The sequence below is a fragment of the Pseudoalteromonas rubra genome (genome assembly GCF_005886805.2).
GTDB lineage: Bacteria > Pseudomonadota > Gammaproteobacteria > Enterobacterales > Alteromonadaceae > Pseudoalteromonas > Pseudoalteromonas rubra_D.
In genome coordinates this window covers 435,232-451,565 of the sequence record NZ_CP045429.1, presented here as the reverse complement: position 1 = coordinate 451,565, position 16,334 = coordinate 435,232, and the positions used below count along the sequence as shown (strand labels likewise).

Genomic DNA, 16,334 nt, shown 5'->3' with positions numbered 1-16,334 from the left:
ACGTAACTACAGAAGGAAAATGCTTATGCAACTAAATTTAACTGGTCGACATGTAGAAATCACCGATTCGTTAAGAGACTATGTAACAAACAAGTTTGCGAAGCTAGAAAGGCACTTTGATCACATCAATAATGTGCATGTTATCCTAGATGTCGAAAAGCTCATCCAAAAAGCAGAAGCCACATTACATGTGAACGGGGGAGAAATCTTTGCCTCAACCGAACACCGGGATATGTATGCCGCAATAGACGGACTTATCGATAAGCTTGACCGCCAGGTGATCAAGCACAAAGAGAAGCTAACTCGACATTAATCATGAAACTAAGCTCATTGATTTCACAGGACTGCAGCAAAGCTGCGGTCCTTTTTAATAGTAAGAAACGTATTTTAGAGTACATCAGTGAGTTGGCTCAAAGCCAGCTTCCAGACAGTAATGCCCATGATATCCTTGATGCACTATTGAGCCGCGAAAAACTCGGTAGTACGGGGATAGGAAAAGGGATAGCCCTGCCCCATGGCCGTATGGCAGGCATAGATAAAGTGGTGGCTATGCTGCTTGTTAATCAGCAAGGCATTGCCTTTGATGCCATTGACAATCAACCCGTCGACATTTTTGTGGCACTCATCGTACCCGAGGGAGAAAATCAACAACATTTGCAGACCTTGGCAACGATCGCTGATAAACTTAAAAACAAGGTGTTTTGTAAACGTATCAGACAAGCTCACAATGATCAGGAGTTATTCGCGATAATTGAAGAGTTTGACAACTAACGGAGAGTTTCTGTGCAGTTAATTATTGTCAGTGGTCGTTCTGGCTCAGGAAAATCGGTCGCCCTTCGCGTGCTGGAAGACTTGGGTTATTACTGCGCCGATAATATCCCAGTCAACTTGCTGCCTGCATTGGTGCGCAGTGTGTCAGACAGCTATGATAAAATTGCCGTGAGCGTTGACGTACGTAACCTGCCAAAAGATCAGCAAGAACTCGACGATATTTTGGAATACCTCCCCGGATTTGCAGAACCCAACATATTCTATTTGGACAGTGAAGATCAGATCTTGATCCGTCGCTTTTCAGAAACACGCCGCCTGCACCCGCTGTCATTGGCTGATCTGTCGCTGGACAAAGCAATTAAAAAAGAAAAAGAGCTGCTTGACCCGCTTATCCGCCGCGCCAATATCACCATTGATACCACGGACATGAGTATCCACCAGCTGGCAGAGCGTATCCGGGAAAAGATCCTCGGTAAAAAGGACAAACAATTAATCATCACCTTTGAGTCCTTTGGCTTTAAGCATGGTATTCCGAAAGAAGCCGACTACGTGTTTGATGCCCGCTTTTTACCAAACCCACACTGGGAACCAGACCTTAAACCGTTAACCGGTTTAGATAAACCTGTTATTGATTACCTGTCTAGCCACAGCTTAGTGCAAAAATTTACCTGGCAGATCCAGACCTTTGTGCAAACCTGGTTGCCCCATCTGGAACGCAATAACCGCAGCTACCTGACCATTTCAATTGGCTGTACTGGTGGACAACACCGTTCCGTGTATCTTGCCCAAACGTTAGGTGAGCGTTTTGCCCGCAACCACAACAATGTGAAGATCCATCACCGCGAACAAGAAAAATGACACAACGCTTTGAAGATACCTTTCTGATCCAGAATAAGCTGGGGCTACACGCTCGTGCAGCCAGTGTGCTGGCAGAACTCTCCACACAGTTTGATGCCAACATCACGCTGTTTCAGGGCAGTAAAGAAGCAGAGGGTGACAGTGTACTGGCTTTATTGCTACTGGAAAGTAGTCAGGGCAAAGAAGTCAAAGTCGTCTGCGAAGGACCAGATGCCGAACGCGCTTTACATGCCATTGGCAATCTCATTGCAGATAAATTTAACGAATCAGAGTAACTCCTCTTCGCTTTTCTCCGATCAGACAGACACAAAACTGCCGCTTCATGACGGCTTTCTTCGCTTTTTTAGATATACCAATTGATATTAAAACAGCTATAATTATCATAAGCCTATAATCAATGCGCTATATACTCGTTGACAAGCCTACTTGTCGACTATCCAACCTGGGATGCCTATGCCTGAAGCTTTTGAACAAGACTACACACTGGAGCTATTGCAGCAAGTTACGAATGCCCTTAACAGTGGTCAGTTTGTTCAAGTCAGGCGAACCTTAGCCGAAATTCCCCCCTGCGACACCGCGCTATTGCTGGAGTCCTCCCCACATAAAATCAGAACTCTGCTTTGGCAATTGGTTGACCCGGATATACAGGGTGACGTGCTTGAAGAGCTGTCTGAAGATGTGAGACTCAGCATCATTGCCAAAATGGAGCCAGAGCTGATCGCTGCGGCGACAGAAGACATGGATGATGATGATCTCGGTGAAGTCCTGAGGAGCTTGCCAGATCCCGTCTATCAGGACGTTATCGGTGCCATGGACTCGCAAGACAGAGCCCGAGCAACCCAGGCACTGTCTTATGTCGAGCACTCCGCAGGCGCATTGATGAACACAGATACGGTGACGATCCGCCCGGATGTGTCACTGGATGTCGTGTTACGTTATCTGCGCCTCAAAGGGGAACTCCCTGATGGCACCGATGACCTGTACGTAGTAGACAAAGACAATTGCTTTTTGGGCTCCCTGCCGATCAGTGTGCTTTTAACCAGCCAGCCTGACAAACTGGTTAATGAGTTAATGAATGAAGAACGTGAAACTATTCCCATTTCAATGGACGAAAGCGATGTCGCCCAGCTGTTTGAACGTCATAATTGGATCTCAGCACCAGTAGTAGACGACAACGCACATTTGCTGGGGCGTATCACCATCGATGACATCGTTGATGTTATTCGAGAGGACGCCGAACACAGCCTCATGAGTATGGCTGGTCTCGACGATGAAGAAGATACCTTTGCGCCGGTCTGGAAAAGTAGCCGTCGCCGTTCAATCTGGCTGGGGATCAACCTGCTTACTGCACTGATGGCCGCTTTCGTTGCCAGCTTTTTCGAAGGCACCTTAGATATTTTACCGATCCTCGCAGTATTGAATGGCATAGTCCCCAGCATGGGTGGTGTGGCCGGCAGTCAAACCCTGACTTTGGTGATCCGTGGTATTGCTCTGGGGCACGTTAACGCCACTAACCAGCGCTTCTTACTGGGTAAAGAGCTCGCCATTGGCGCCTTGAATGGGTTACTCTGGTCTTTGCTGATTGCAGGTGTGATTGCCCTGTGGCAATGGGATTTTGTACTCGGGGGCGTGATTGCCTTTGCAATGTTTATGAATCTGGTTGCTGCGGGCATTGCAGGCGCCAGCATACCTCTGATCCTAAAAAGAATGAATATAGACCCAGCACTGGCGGGCAGTGTTGTACTGACCACAGTCACCGACATCGTAGGCATTTTTGCCTTCCTCGGCACGGCGACCTGGCTGCTTGTCTAAGCAGCCAAACGCATACAACTACCGGTTACTGACCCGCAACTTGCATATTTTCTATCAGCACCGAGCCGGTTTGAACAGCGCCACGCGTTTCAATGTCTCCCCCAATTGCCTGAATTGACTTAAACATATCCTTGAGGTTACCTGCAATGGTGATCTCACTGACTGGATATTGGATCTCCCCATTTTCTACCCAGAAACCGGCAGCACCGCGTGAGTAGTCACCAGTTACCGTATTAACCCCCTGCCCCATAAGTTCAGTCACTAATAAGCCACGCCCCATGGTCCGCAGCAACGCGGCCAGGTCCGGCTCAGTGGCCTGTACCAGCCAGTTGTGGATCCCACCCGCATGGCCCGTACTACGCATACCCAGGCGTCTGGCTGCGTAGCTTGGCAACAAATAGGTCTCGAGTACGCCTCCTTTGATGATATCGCGCTCGGTTGTCTGCACACCTTCAGCGTCAAACGGGCTCGATGCGAGTGCCTGCAACAAGTGTGGCTGCTCTTTGATCGACACACAAGACGAAAAGACGTCAGTACCCAAACTATCCAGCAAGAAGCTCGACTTTCGATACAAAGCACCACCGCCAATGGCGGAAACCAGATGTCCAAACAGGCTATTGGCAATGTCAGCCCGGAATACAACCGGTACCCGCATGGTTTCCAGCTTACGACTGTTTAGCTTAGCCAGCGTCGACTCTGCTGCCTCTATGCCTACCTCTTTGGCATCTCTCAACTGCGAATGCACACGTGTGATGGAGTAAGCATTATCTCGTTGCATCACCCCATTTTCTTCACCGATCACCATAGTGCTTAAGGTGTGTCGGGTACGCGGAAACCCGGCCAGAAAACCATGGCTGTTGCCGTAAACGCGCAGGCCCTGATGACTGGCTACGCTGGCCCCATCAGAGTTAACAATACGCTCGTCGTAATTCAATGCCGCCTGCTCCGCTTCAAGACAGCGCTTCACACCTTCCTCAGGTGTCAGTGACCAGGGATGGAAAAGATCTAAATCAGGCACCACCTCAGGCATTAACTCAGCATCAGCCACACCATTACAGGGATCATCCGATGTGAATTTGGCAATTTCGACCGCTTTTTCAACTACGGAACGCAAAGCTTTGGGACCGAGATCGGCCGTCGAAGCAGACCCTTTATGCTGACCAACGTAAACACTCAGTCCCAGGCCACCATCCTGGTTAAATTCAATCGTTTCAACTTCTCCCATTCGGGTACTAACTGATAAACCTGAAGTACGACTCATCGATGCCTCAGCAGATGTCGCCCCCAGTTGCTTTGCATAGTCCAAAACATCAGACACGGCTTGTTTTACTTCATCAATTTGCGTCCAAATGGGATCGTGTTGCTGGCTCATGTTTTTATTCCACAAATCATAGTACTTCTATAATCCTAACACAGCCTGCGCCGATGCGCTGTGACTCAAGTAAAGATTCTGTATGACATCCTTAGGCAATTTGCGCATTCATGTATGCATTACTGCTTTTTCTGACTTCTGATATAATCTGATCATCAATAACTGAAGTAAGTGCGGTAAAATGGCCAAAAAACCTACCCAAGAGCCAGAAGAAGAGATCATTTACGTCTCAAAGAGCGAATTAAAGCGTGATGCACAGCAATACCATCAACTTGGCGTTGATATCGCGCAATTAGGGAAAAAGCAAAGAGAAAAGCTGCCACTCTCCCCTGAGCTGGTCGCAGCGATGGAACTGGCAGACAAGCTGCGCGGTAAGCACGATGCCTACCGCCGTCATCTAAATTTTATTGCCAAGCAACTGCGTACCACCATTAATGTAGAAGAATTACAGCAAGGTCTGGATCTGTTACTCAACAGAAACAACCAGGCAGATGTCCTGCTTAATCAGGTAGAACAGCTCAGAGATGAACTGATAGCCAAGGGGGATGAAAAGATCAATACCCTGCTTGAAGCACATCCAACGCTGGAGCGCCAGAAGCTCAGACAACTGGTTCGCCAGGCGAAAAAAGAGCATCAGGCGGAAAAGCCAGGAAAAAGCTCTAAGGAGTTATTTCAGTTACTTAAAGAACTGATCCTGCCATAAGCAAAGTGATAAAGCGTTCCGCAGTATAATACAACTTAGCTAAAATACTGCGGATAGTTTTTTAGGCTGTACCACCCACAGTGAGTTCGTCAATTTTCAGACTGGGCTGACCAACGCCAACAGGCACACTCTGACCATTTTTACCACACACCCCGATACCTGTATCCAGTTCCAGATCGTTACCAACCATAGATACCTTCTGCATAACATCCGGGCCATTGCCGATTAAGGTGGCACCTTTGATAGGCTGCGTCACTTTGCCATCTTCTATCAGGTAAGCTTCTGAAGCTGAAAATACAAATTTACCCGACGTAATATCAACCTGGCCGCCACCAAAGTTAGGCGCAAAGATCCCTTTCTTTACCGAAGCAATGATGTCATTTTGACTATGCTCACCCGGCAGCATATATGTATTGGTCATTCTTGGCATCGGCAGATGTGCATAAGATTCACGTCTGGCATTGCCAGTGGGTGTCACGCCCATCAATCGGGCATTGAGCTTATCCTGCATATAGCCTTTCAGCACACCCTTTTCGATTAGCACATTGTAGCCTGCCGGGGTGCCTTCATCGTCAATATTCAGTGAACCACGACGGTTATCCAAGGTACCGTCATCAACCACAGTACAGAGGCTGGAAGCCACTTGTTCGCCGACTCGCCCGCTAAATGCAGACGCGCCTTTGCGGTTAAAGTCCCCTTCAAGACCATGTCCCACCGCTTCATGGAGTAATACTCCCGGCCAGCCAGCCCCCAGTACAACTGGCATAGCCCCAGCAGGTGCATCAACCGCTTCCAGATTTACCCGGGCCTGGTGAACCGCTTTGGTGACATAATGCTGCCAACGCGGCTTGCCATCGACCAGTTCTCTGAAGTAATTGTAATCCAGACGGGCTCCCCCACCGGCACTGCCACGCTCACGACGGCCATTTTTCGCTAATAATACAGAGCAATTTAAGCGCACCAAAGGACGAATATCTGTTGCAAAAGTACCATCACTGGCTGCGATCAACACTTCTTCATATACCGCAGACATGGAGCTGACGACTTGCTCCGCTTCAGGGGCTAAGTCACGGATCGCCGCTTCAACCTCTCGCAATAACGAAACTTTATCGGTATCGCTCATGCTCAACAGCGGCTGAGTTGCCTCAAATTGGGTCGCTGCTTTAACATCACTGAACACCTGAACCTGTTTATTCTCTCCTTGCTGGGCAATACTTCTGGCGGCCATTGCAGCCTGGTTCAATGCTTCCATATTAATGGCATCTGAGTAACTAAACCCCGTTTTCTCGCCACTTACAGCGCGAACCCCAACTCCCCGCTCAATATTATAACTGCCCTCTTTAACGGAGCCATCTTCCAGCACCCAGGTTTCATGATAACTGGACTGGAAATACAGATCGGCATAGTCCACTTTGTGCTGATGAATGTATGCCAATGTTTGTTGCAATTGTTCCCGCGTTAAGTCACTGTCCGTCAGTAAATGTTGTTCGACGTGCTCGCTACCAAAATTACTCATAAAAATCGCTCTTAAATCGGTTATGTGCCGCTACAGGCATTTTCTGTCGGATGGCATGCAGGTCACTCAGATCAAGCTGGGCATGAATCACACCTACCTGAGTTTGCGCTTCGCCAAGGCACACGCCCCAAGGGGAAACCACCAGGCTATGACCATAGGTTTGCCGACCATTCTCATGCTCCCCAACCTGCGCGGCTGCCACCACATAGCATTGTGTTTCTATCGCCCGCGCCTGTAACAAAGGCTGCCAGTGTGCAGCCCCGGTGACGGTTGTGAAAGCACTGGGTACCAGCAGTATCTCCGCGCCCTGTTCACGCATCGCCTGATATAAACCCGGAAAGCGTAAATCATAGCAAACGCTCAATCCCAGACGGCCAAAGGGGCTATCCACGGTGACAATGTCATCACCGGGACGAGTCAGAGTTGACTCCCTATATTGCCCGGCGCTGTCAGCGACATCCGCATCAAACAGATGGATCTTATTATAGCGTGCAACTTCGACCCCTTCATTGTTAAACAGCAGACTGGCTGCATAATAACGACCCAGGCCATCTGTGAGGGCGATGGTACCCGCAGCTAGCCAGATATTAAAGTCCCGGCAAAGCTGCTGAATTTGTGTGATCCAGTAGGCATTATTTTGGGCTTGTCCAAGCGTTTGCTGAGGGGTCTGACAAAATGCCAGCCAGGATTCGGGTAAACACACCAACGCAGGTTGCATCAGTGTTTGCTGGCTGAGTAAAGCCTTTAACTGCTCAAGATTCTCCTCAGGGTGCACCCCTGAACACATCTGTACAACATAGATATGGCCGCTTTTCATGGTTGTTCCTCTTGACCTGTCTCTGAGCTCAGACTGCCGGGACCCTCCCCTGCCTCCACAGACTTGTCCGTCTGTGTATCTGATGCATCTTGCTGTGGCGTCTGTTCGCCTAACCTGGGTATATCAACTTGTGTGTCTGGGGTTTCCTCACCTTGAGGGACAACGGGCTGCGCAGGTTTCTCAGGCTGTGAACCCGGAGGCTTAGGTAACTCGACCTCACGGCTCTTACGATCCAGTTCGGTCACCACAGGCTCTGCCATAGTGCCGGTCACTTTAAATTTAATCTCTGAGATCACCCGTGCCGAATGGATCACTTTATCAAGGGCCAGTGCCGCAAGACCCGTGACCGGATTCACCATCCACCCCACAATCACTGGTAAACTCGACGTAACCTGCGGAGCGACTGACAGCTCGTAGTCAATGGCTTTGCTATTAAGATCGGCATACCCCCTGACCGACAGGTCAGCTGGCACCCCATCCAGTTGGGTATCCCCAGTATATACAACCCCTTTGTCGAGCTGGAAAGTGCCGTCAATGCGGTTGTAGAAAAAACCTTTGGCAAACACATCACGAAAATCCAGTTTGAGTTTACGGACCAGTGAATCCAGACTCAGCAAAGAAAACACCCGTGTGCCCTGATCGCTGATCTCAGCCAGATGCCCTTCACCCAGTTGCCATTTTACTGAACCGTCAAGCGTGGCAACATCAAATTCATAAGGCGCGTCTGCCCAGCTCAGGGCAAATTCAATGTCAGCACTGGAATCCTGAACGCTGGAAGTGATATCAAACTCTTCCATTAACTGACCAAAATCGCTGCTGGTCAGCGTGCCATTAAAGTGTGAGCGACCATTATGCCAACCACCCGTACCTTGCAGCACATGATCCCCTTTATCCACCTGCAAACGTGTGATCTGTAGCGCTTCGCCATTGCCCTGCAAAGCCAGGTCCACCTTATCCAGCTGATACTGGGTTATACGACAATCATCGCAGTTAAATTCTATAGCCGGAATGTTCGTTAACCACTGCAATGATGCCTCAGGCGCAGCTTGTGAATCATCGAGAGAAGCCGTTTCAGTCGTGGTACCCGCATCTGTCGGCTCAAGCGGGTTAAGCCGCAAATAGTCCGCTTGTATCTGGATTGGTTGTGCCACATTATCATTTGGAAACTGTACCTGTGCTCTTAACTCTCTGGCATTCAATCGTGCCAGCAGCCCACTGGATTGTGGGCGAAGGCTTAACTCAAAGTCATTAACACCGAGTTCAAAGACATTTAACTGGCCTATCTGCGCGCGCAGCGTATCAAAAGCGGGTAATATGCCCGGCTGCTCCGACGGCTGTTCTACCTGTTCAATAATGCGGTCAATGAATGGCAGCCAGGGTGCCAGTGTGAGCTGAGGTTGAGTAATAGCCACATTGAATCCAGGCTGACTTAATGCACGATTAGTCTCAGCAAAGACAAGCTGAGCACGTTCAATCAAACCACTGTTATTGTCTAAAATGCCATCGAAGTAAAGCTGTTCACCAAGTGTGACGCTAATCAAATTAGAAATATCGTCACCACGTACCTGCGCCGTTAACTGCATACGCTCATCTGCCGACTTGCCAACCGGTGCAGGTAATTCAATATTGGCACCTTGTAAGTCGGATTTAAAATCTGCCTGATAACTGAAGCCTTGTTCGGTGAAGTCCAACATTACCTGTCCTGCCAATAAGGCATTACCGGTAATAAAATCGTCCATCAAGCCTTGTGTGAGCGGCAGCAACTTGTCGCTGGCTGCACTCAAACGCGTCTCAATGCCGAGCTGATAGCGGGCACTGTCACCTTGCCCTGACAAGCTGAAAAGTAACGGCATCCCTCGCCACAGCGCCCGGGTATTTTCCAGTTCAATGTTGTCATCAATAAATTTCAGTGTGCCACTTAGCTTATCAAGCGCCATGCCCGGTTGCTCTAGATAGAGCGCATTGTCCTTGAATTCAACCGCCCCCAGAACATTGACATCCAGCGACACCAAATCGATCAGCAGATCGACATTACCTGTAACATCACCCTCAACCTGCGCGACCTGAAGAATATCAGCTAACGGGTCGGCGATTGGTGTGGCGTTGAAAAATGGTGCCAGCGTGCTGGCTTCCGTCGTGTGTACGATGTTGACTGTCAGCAAATTGGTTTGTTCAAGATCAGCCAGACTAACCACAACCCCACTGCTCAATGTCTGGTTCAACAGCTCACCGCTATTAACCGTAATATCCATTCGCTCATCGGCAAAATGCAATGTCACATCACCATTATGCAGGGCAGCCCAATCCGGCGCAAAGGCAAACTTAGCCTGATCAATCCGAGCCAGGACTTCAAAGCGACCATGATGTCCGCGGTACGGAAATTGTGTCAGCGGCCCTGACAACAATACTTGAGTGTGTCTGAGTCGCCCGCCCTGGATCCCGTTGTTAAGATAACTGACCAGGTTTTCATTCATCAGCTGTAGCGGGAAATAACGGCCCGCGATACTGGCATCACCGCCAAATACATCGGCATATAAATCCAGCACAGGTTCTTCAAGCAAGCGTAAGTGCATTTCCAACGCAACACTTAAATCCTCATTGCTGAGCCACAGGTTATCCGACTGCACATGCCATTTATGTCCGTCATCCCGGTAAAAGTGAATGTCTCCGTTGAGTTCTTTGACGGCGATTGGGGCTATAAACTGCTCTTCTACCAACAGAGCCTGATCTTGTGCACTGAGACTAAGCACACCACGCTCTGGCGTGAGCATTAGCTCGGCATTGAGCCCTGAAAACCCCGGAATCCCACCGAGTTGTCGCCAACCGGCTTCCTCTAAAGCGAGCCACAACGACACGGGTGAATCACTTCCCATTGACACTCTGGCGGCGGTTATCAGGCCAGCAGGAGACAAAGCTTCTACTTGCTTCGCCCAGTCGAAGTGTGTGAGTGACAGCAACTGAGTGACATACGCCAGGTCCAGGCCCTGCATCCACAGCGTACGTTCACTATTGCTAAAATATCCCTCTATACTAAGCGCTGTGGGGCTTTGTTCATTTTGAGATAGCTGCAACTCAGAGCTACTTAATGCCCAGCCATTTTGCGCTGGTTGCAAATGCAAAGCCCCACCTTGTACAGCCAATTGTCTGTGGGTTTGCCCTTGTTGCCAGCTAATGCTACTCGGTAACCAGTTGACCAGAATATCGTTGAACTTGCCTTGTTCCAGTCGCGCCCAGAGTTGCATATTCACGCTCGAACTGGCCGTTTGGTATTGCGGGTCAAGATACGCCTGCAACCAACTCATCAGCTCAACTTGCTGTGCATCAATGAAAATATCACCGGCCATTGCACTAAGCTGCTGACCATGAAAACGAAAACGCGCGTTTAGCTGACCTTTGGCAAGACCTGGGAAGGAGATCTGCCCCTCACCATTATGTACATCAGCACTGTTTTGCCAGATCAGATCCGGCACCAGTAGAGTGTGAGATTTATCGTCCGCAACCAGCAAAGTCACCTGGCTATTTTGAACTGCAAAATGGCCCGTATCGCCCAAAAACAGCTCTTCAATCAGCGCCTGTTGTTCAAACTCACCACTACCACCTTCCATGCTTTGCGCCATGGCCTGAATATCAACGGTGGCGTCAAAGCCATCCAGCACAAAATAGTTAGATACCAGTCGCCACTGCCGGACTGACTCGACCAGATTTAGCTGCAAGCTGGTCTGTGCGATATGCAAAGAGATAGGGGAACGGGCGTTGTCTTCAAAACTGACATCACGCAGCACCAGCGCCGGACCATTGCCCTGCCAGCTGGCACTTATGCTGCCAATGTTTAATTCAACTCCGAGCTGCTGGGTAACCAGCGACTCAATATCATGTTTATATTCATTAGCGTAAGGCAGGCTGTATTTGACCACCGAAACCAAGACGGCAAGCAGTACCAATGTGACAGCAAACACTTGCCACATTTTTCGTACACAAAAAAAACAAACCGCCTTAACCTGCATCGTGTCACTACATCATGACGACATCAAACTGCTCCTGGCTGTACAGGCTCTCAGTCTGAATACTGACCTGCTTACCAATAAACAGTTCCAACTCGGCCAGATTATGGTATTCGTCATTGACCAGCGCTTCACTGACCGCTGGTGACGCATAAACCATGAACTTATCGGCATCATAAGCACGATTTACGCGGACAATTTCGCGTAAAATCTCGTAGCAGACGGTTTCAACTGTCTTGAGAGAACCTCGGCCAGAGCAAGCTGGGCACACATCACACAAAATATGTTCCAGACTCTCACGGGTGCGTTTACGGGTCATCTCGACCAGCCCAAGGGCAGACAAACCATTAATATTGGCCTTAGCACGGTCTTTCGCCAGGGCTGTTTCGAGTGAATGCAACACCCGGCGCTTGTGCTCATCAGAAATCATATCGATAAAGTCGATAATGATAATTCCGCCCAGATTACGTAACCTCAGTTGTCTGGCGATGGCCGATGTGGCTTCAACATTGGTATTAAAAATCGTTTCTTCCAGGTTACGGTGACCGACGAACGCGCCTGTATTCACATCCACCGTAGTCATGGCTTCAGTCTGATCAAAAATCAAATAACCGCCTGATTTCAATTCAACCTTACGATGTAATGCTTTTTGAATTTCAATTTCGACATCAAACAGGTCAAAGATTGGCCGTTCCCCGGGGTAGTATTCCAGCGTTTGTGACAACTGAGGCACAAACTCCTCAGTAAAGTCTTTTAGTTGCTGGTAGGTCAATTTGGAATCGACCCGGATACGCTCCATGTCTTCACCGACATAATCTCTGAGTGTACGAAACGCCAGAGTGAGGTCTTCATGGAGGATGCTAGCTTTACTGGTTTTCTGTCGGCGCTTGATGATCTTTTGCCACAGTTTTTTGAGGAATTCAGCATCGTGTTGTAGTTCCGCTTCTGCGGCACCTTCAGCCGCGGTACGGACAATAAAGCCACCATTTTCATCATTGTACTGAGCAACAATTTTTTTCAGACGACTGCGTTCTTCTTCAGTTTCAATACGCTGACTGACGCCCACATGAGTGGCATCCGGCATAAATACCAGATAACGCGAAGGGATGGTGATGTCTGTGGTCAGTCGGGCACCTTTAGTACCGATTGGATCTTTCACCACCTGCACCATAATAAACTGGCCTTGTTTTACCAGCTCCCGGATATCCTGAACTTTCTTGATCGGCTGATCATCGACGCCTTCTTCAATCGATGCACTGTTTACAATGTCTGAAGCATGCAAAAATGCGGCTTTCTCCAGGCCAATATCAACAAACGCAGCCTGCATACCAGGCAGAACCCGGCTAATTTTGCCCAGGTATATATTGCCGACAATCCCCAGATTACCTACCCGCTCAACCTGCACTTCTTGCAGTACACCGTTTTCAATGAGTGCAACCCGGCTTTCGCTCGGGGTCACATTGATCAATAACTCACTACTCATCTACACCCGCCATAAATGCTTTAATCAGTTCATCCGTTTCATATAAAGGTAAGCCGACAACGGCAAAATAGCTACCAGATAACTGAGTAACAAATCGTCCTCCCAGTCCTTGAATGCCATAGCCCCCCGCCTTATCTTGCGGCTCGCCACTGTGCCAGTATTGCTCAATTTCCTGATCACTCAAGGGTTTAAATGTAACATCTGTTATCACAGTCTGGCTCAGTACACGTTTTGTATCTGCCACGGCAATCGCCGTCATCACCTGATGCGTTTGTCCGGATAACGCCTGCATCATAGCAATAAAGTCGTTTTGATCTGTGGGTTTGCCCAGCGCCTGTTGCTCAAGTACTACGATTGTATCGCTACCCAGTACTGGCGCATCCTGATAACCCATCGCCACACCACTGGTGGCTTTGAGACGCGCAAGGCGTTCAACATACGTCAGTGGCGCTTCACCGGGCAATCGGCTTTCATCTGCATCTACCGCAAATTGTGAAAAGGTATAACCAAGCTGAGTCAACAATTCACGCCTGCGTGGCGATGCTGATGCCAGATAAAGTGTTGGTGTCATTAACGGATCCTAAAATGCCTGCGATACTTTCGTAATAACAGGAAAACCCAGGGCCAGCACAGCATACCTACCAAAGCAGGCCATAAATATCTGGGATTAAAATAAATGTCTAACAGGAAGTGATTCAGCCAAAACTGCAGTAGATGATACAAGGCTAAGAACAAACCAATAAGTACCGCCTGCTGCCAAATTGAGAAGTTTCTGATCTTCTGAAAGTTACTTGTCGTAATATACAAACAGATAGAGTAGGTCAGTGAATTCACGCCCAACGGCGACCCCGTCGCCAGATCCATTATCAACCCGGTGCACCACGCCCAGCCTATGTTCACGCGATGCGGCAAAGCAATGGACCAATACATCAACACCAGTAAGACCCAGTCAGGACGGAATGGTTCAATGGAAAACGGCAGCGGCATCAGTGCCATGATTAGAGCAATAAACAGACTTAGGGCGACCAGGGCGTAACTTCGGTTCATGCCTCAGGCTCCTCTTTGGCCATCTTGCCCAAAATCACGAGCAAACGAATACGATCCAGTTGTGCCACGGGCTCAGCATACACTTTAGAGAAAGGCAGACCTTCATCACGATCAATTTCTGTAACCACAGCAACGGGATACCCCTCTGGAAAGGTACCGCCTAACCCCGATGTGACCAAAATATCTCCCAGACGAATATCCAAACTATGTGGCACATGCTGTAACTGCACCAGATTGATCTTGCCTGTGCCTTCAACCACAGTACGCACGTCATTGCGCAGAATGCGTACGGGCGTCGCATGAGTCGTGTCGGTCATGAGTAAAACGCGAGATGTGGTACTACCCACTTGGGTCAGTTGCCCGACAATGCCCATTTCATCAATCACAGGCTGCCCTTCCAGCACCCCATCTATGGCACCTCGATTCACCACCACCTGATGGCTGTATCGACTCGACCGGACCGACAAAACTTCTGCAATCAGACGCTCTCTTTGCTGGCGGGAAGACGCCCCCAGTAACGCACGCAATTGCTGGTTCTCACGTAGCAAGAATTGATACTGCTGAAGCTGCTCGCTTTGTAACAGCTGCTTTTTTCGTAAGGCTTCATTTTCCTGAAACAACCGGTCACGGGTATCCAGACTTTTCGCGCCCAGTGAAAATACTTCATAGGGCACGTTCGCCACGTAGAGCAGCGGACTTACCAGCGTATTAAGACTAGTCCGAACCAAGGTACCGCCTGAGGTGTATCTATCACCAAGGATCAACAGTACGCTAAGCACAACTGCGACAGTAAGTCGCAGTTGTAAAGAAATGGTCCGTCCAAATAACAGGTTCATCAGTCGTAACTAAATACGTCACCACCGTGCATATCTATCATTTCCAGAGCTTTACCACCACCTCGGGCAACACAGGTCAAGGGATCTTCTGCAACAACTACCGGGATCCCAGTTTCTTCCATCAACAGACGATCAAGGTCTTTCAGCAACGCACCACCACCTGTCAGCACCATACCATGCGCTGAGATGTCAGAAGCCAGCTCTGGCGGAGATTGCTCCAGCGCAACCATCACGGCACTGACAATGCCCATGAGAGGCTCTTGCAGCGCTTCCAGAATTTCGTGTGAGTTTAATGTAAAAGAACGCGGTACACCTTCAGCCAGGTTACGGCCACGCACTTCAATCTCAACTGGCACCTCACTCTTAAACGCAGAACCAATTTCGTGTTTGATATGCTCTGCGGTCGCTTCACCAATCAGGCTACCAAAGTTACGACGAACATAGTTGATGATGGCTTCGTCAAATTTGTCACCGCCAATACGAACAGACGATGAATAAACCACACCGTTCAAAGAGATAATTGCCACTTCGGTGGTACCACCACCGATATCGACAACCATAGAACCTGTTGCCTCAGACACTGGTAAACCAGCACCAATTGCTGCGGCCATCGGTTCTTCAATCAGATACACTTCTCTTGCGCCTGCCCCCATTGCAGATTCACGAATGGCGCGCTTTTCAACTTGAGTTGCACCACAAGGCACACAAATTAAAACGCGCGGGCTGGGTCGCATAAAGTTATTGTTGTGCACCTGTTTGATGAAATGCTGAAGCATTTTTTCGGTGACGTAAAAGTCAGCTATCACGCCGTCTTTCATTGGCCTGATGGCTTTAATATTGCCTGGTGTCCGTCCCAACATTTGCTTTGCTGCTGTGCCCACAGAGGCAACGCTCTTTGGTCCACCAGCACGCTCCTGACGGATCGCCACAACAGAAGGCTCGTTTAGCACGATCCCTTCTTCTTTCACATAAATCAGGGTATTGGCAGTACCTAAGTCGATCGACAGGTCGTTTGAAAATAGTCCACGTAGTTTTTTAAACATGAGGCTGGGTAACCTTTAAAGAATTCTTTTTGCAAACCATACAGTGGCTCAGGCCACTGCGTTGAAATATTTCAC

Annotated in this window: 15 protein-coding genes; 6 read left to right on the top strand and 9 right to left on the bottom strand. The window is 49.0% G+C overall.

Annotated features, from left to right (window positions below; all coding sequences use genetic code 11):
* The first annotated feature begins 25 nt into the window (after positions 1–25).
* The 5 genes from hpf to mgtE all read left to right on the top strand — a co-directional run bounded on the left by hpf (position 26) and on the right by mgtE (position 3,441).
* The gene (gene hpf, locus CWC22_RS02010) at positions 26–313 is read left to right on the top strand and encodes a ribosome hibernation promoting factor (RefSeq protein WP_010386630.1); all 288 of its coding nucleotides are present in this window, start codon (positions 26–28) and stop codon (positions 311–313) included.
* A 2-nt stretch (positions 314–315) separates the two neighbouring features.
* Entirely contained in the window at positions 316–771 is a 456-nt protein-coding gene (locus CWC22_RS02005; protein WP_125558547.1) for a PTS sugar transporter subunit IIA, read from the top strand.
* A 12-nt stretch (positions 772–783) separates the two neighbouring features.
* Positions 784–1,629 carry an RNase adapter RapZ gene (gene rapZ / locus CWC22_RS02000; protein ID WP_138538345.1) on the top strand — a complete coding sequence of 282 codons (846 nt, stop codon included), beginning with the start codon at positions 784–786 and terminating at the stop codon, positions 1,627–1,629.
* Entirely contained in the window at positions 1,626–1,904 is a 279-nt protein-coding gene (locus CWC22_RS01995; protein WP_125558551.1) for an HPr family phosphocarrier protein, read from the top strand. The genes rapZ and CWC22_RS01995 overlap by 4 nt, the downstream gene beginning before the upstream one ends.
* 178 nt (positions 1,905–2,082) lie before the next feature.
* Entirely contained in the window at positions 2,083–3,441 is a 1,359-nt protein-coding gene (gene mgtE / locus CWC22_RS01990; protein WP_010386636.1) for a magnesium transporter, read from the top strand.
* 25 nt (positions 3,442–3,466) lie between these two features.
* Here mgtE and pmbA read toward each other — a convergent pair whose 3' ends face one another.
* Complete coding sequence (gene pmbA / locus CWC22_RS01985) at positions 3,467–4,813, bottom strand: metalloprotease PmbA (protein WP_138538346.1); 1,347 nt, start codon at positions 4,811–4,813, stop codon at positions 3,467–3,469.
* 181 nt (positions 4,814–4,994) lie between these two features.
* Between pmbA and yjgA the strand changes: the two genes are divergently transcribed.
* Complete coding sequence (gene yjgA, locus CWC22_RS01980) at positions 4,995–5,516, top strand: ribosome biogenesis factor YjgA (protein ID WP_138538347.1); 522 nt, start codon at positions 4,995–4,997, stop codon at positions 5,514–5,516.
* Between the two features lie 61 nt (positions 5,517–5,577).
* Here yjgA and tldD read toward each other — a convergent pair whose 3' ends face one another.
* From tldD to CWC22_RS01940, 8 genes are read right to left on the bottom strand one after another with little or no spacing between them, the layout of a single operon-like run.
* Entirely contained in the window at positions 5,578–7,032 is a 1,455-nt protein-coding gene (gene tldD, locus CWC22_RS01975) for a metalloprotease TldD (RefSeq protein ID WP_138538348.1), read from the bottom strand.
* Entirely contained in the window at positions 7,025–7,849 is an 825-nt protein-coding gene (locus tag CWC22_RS01970; protein ID WP_138538349.1) for a carbon-nitrogen hydrolase family protein, read from the bottom strand. The genes tldD and CWC22_RS01970 overlap by 8 nt, the downstream gene beginning before the upstream one ends.
* Positions 7,846–11,814, bottom strand: coding sequence for a YhdP family protein (locus tag CWC22_RS01965; RefSeq protein WP_171045067.1), 3,969 nt, complete (start codon positions 11,812–11,814; stop codon positions 7,846–7,848). The genes CWC22_RS01970 and CWC22_RS01965 overlap by 4 nt, the downstream gene beginning before the upstream one ends.
* Before the next feature lie 46 nt (positions 11,815–11,860).
* Positions 11,861–13,333 (bottom strand): ribonuclease G, encoded by a 1,473-nt coding sequence (gene rng / locus CWC22_RS01960; protein WP_010386650.1) that lies wholly within the window; start codon positions 13,331–13,333, stop codon positions 11,861–11,863.
* Positions 13,326–13,904 (bottom strand): Maf family protein, encoded by a 579-nt coding sequence (locus tag CWC22_RS01955; protein ID WP_125558563.1) that lies wholly within the window; start codon positions 13,902–13,904, stop codon positions 13,326–13,328. The genes rng and CWC22_RS01955 overlap by 8 nt, the downstream gene beginning before the upstream one ends.
* Complete coding sequence (gene mreD, locus CWC22_RS01950) at positions 13,904–14,380, bottom strand: rod shape-determining protein MreD (RefSeq protein ID WP_125558565.1); 477 nt, start codon at positions 14,378–14,380, stop codon at positions 13,904–13,906. Before mreD ends, CWC22_RS01955 begins: the two co-directional genes overlap by 1 nt.
* The gene (mreC, locus tag CWC22_RS01945) at positions 14,377–15,216 is read right to left on the bottom strand and encodes a rod shape-determining protein MreC (RefSeq protein WP_010386655.1); all 840 of its coding nucleotides are present in this window, start codon (positions 15,214–15,216) and stop codon (positions 14,377–14,379) included. Before mreC ends, mreD begins: the two co-directional genes overlap by 4 nt.
* Positions 15,216–16,259: a rod shape-determining protein gene (locus CWC22_RS01940; RefSeq protein ID WP_010386656.1), complete on the bottom strand. Its 1,044-nt coding sequence runs from the start codon at positions 16,257–16,259 to the stop codon at positions 15,216–15,218. The genes mreC and CWC22_RS01940 overlap by 1 nt, the downstream gene beginning before the upstream one ends.
* Positions 16,260–16,334: the final 75 nt, after the last annotated feature.

What these genes read in the sequence shown, in the direction of transcription:
- hpf (WP_010386630.1), top strand. Translation starts at nt 26, where the DNA reads ATGCAACTAAATTTAACTGGTCGACATGTAGAAATCACCGATTCGTTA.
- CWC22_RS02005 (WP_125558547.1), top strand. Translation starts at nt 316, where the DNA reads ATGAAACTAAGCTCATTGATTTCACAGGACTGCAGCAAAGCTGCGGTC.
- CWC22_RS01995 (WP_125558551.1), top strand. Translation starts at nt 1,626, where the DNA reads ATGACACAACGCTTTGAAGATACCTTTCTGATCCAGAATAAGCTGGGG.
- mgtE (WP_010386636.1), top strand. Translation starts at nt 2,083, where the DNA reads ATGCCTGAAGCTTTTGAACAAGACTACACACTGGAGCTATTGCAGCAA.
- pmbA (WP_138538346.1), bottom strand. Translation starts at nt 4,813, where the DNA reads ATGAGCCAGCAACACGATCCCATTTGGACGCAAATTGATGAAGTAAAA.
- yjgA (WP_138538347.1), top strand. Translation starts at nt 4,995, where the DNA reads ATGGCCAAAAAACCTACCCAAGAGCCAGAAGAAGAGATCATTTACGTC.
- tldD (WP_138538348.1), bottom strand. Translation starts at nt 7,032, where the DNA reads ATGAGTAATTTTGGTAGCGAGCACGTCGAACAACATTTACTGACGGAC.
- CWC22_RS01970 (WP_138538349.1), bottom strand. Translation starts at nt 7,849, where the DNA reads ATGAAAAGCGGCCATATCTATGTTGTACAGATGTGTTCAGGGGTGCAC.
- CWC22_RS01965 (WP_171045067.1), bottom strand. Translation starts at nt 11,814, where the DNA reads ATGTGGCAAGTGTTTGCTGTCACATTGGTACTGCTTGCCGTCTTGGTT.
- rng (WP_010386650.1), bottom strand. Translation starts at nt 13,333, where the DNA reads ATGAGTAGTGAGTTATTGATCAATGTGACCCCGAGCGAAAGCCGGGTT.
- CWC22_RS01955 (WP_125558563.1), bottom strand. Translation starts at nt 13,904, where the DNA reads ATGACACCAACACTTTATCTGGCATCAGCATCGCCACGCAGGCGTGAA.
- mreD (WP_125558565.1), bottom strand. Translation starts at nt 14,380, where the DNA reads ATGAACCGAAGTTACGCCCTGGTCGCCCTAAGTCTGTTTATTGCTCTA.
- mreC (WP_010386655.1), bottom strand. Translation starts at nt 15,216, where the DNA reads ATGAACCTGTTATTTGGACGGACCATTTCTTTACAACTGCGACTTACT.
- CWC22_RS01940 (WP_010386656.1), bottom strand. Translation starts at nt 16,259, where the DNA reads ATGTTTAAAAAACTACGTGGACTATTTTCAAACGACCTGTCGATCGAC.